The organism is Christiangramia aquimixticola, assembly GCF_048285835.1.
Lineage (GTDB): Bacteria > Bacteroidota > Bacteroidia > Flavobacteriales > Flavobacteriaceae > Christiangramia > Christiangramia aquimixticola.
Map to the genome: position 1 here is coordinate 1 of NZ_JBLVTL010000042.1, position 403 is coordinate 403.

1 protein-coding gene is annotated in these 403 nt (G+C 49.1%); it reads left to right on the top strand.

Annotation, left to right across the window (positions count from 1 at the left end; genetic code table 11):
- The coding region (locus tag ACNKXV_RS13410; RefSeq protein WP_417908240.1) for a GntT/GntP/DsdX family permease at positions 1–403 on the top strand (403 nt) is incomplete at both ends.

Genomic DNA, 403 nt, shown 5'->3' on the forward strand with positions numbered 1-403 from the left:
CAAGCTCAATCCCTTCCTTTCCTTTATGATCTCCGCTATAGCAGCAGGGCTGATGCTTGGTCTTCCGGCAGATCAGGTAGCCAAATCCATTCAAAAGGGAATGGGAGCGCTACTGGGTGATTTGGTCATTGTGATTGTGACAGGTGCCATGTTGGGAAAGCTTGTGGCAGAAAGTGGCGCAGCGCAGCGCATTGCGGGTTTTTTGATGCGATTCTTTGGAGAAAAGTACATCACTTGGGCCATGGCCTTTACCGGATTGATCGTAGGGATACCGCTTTTTTATAATGTAGGATTCGTTCTCTTGGTGCCTTTGGCATTCACGGTTTCGTATCAATACCGTCTTCCCGCTGTGTACGTAGGCATGCCTTTATTGGCTGCGCTCTCGGTCACCCATGGATTTTTG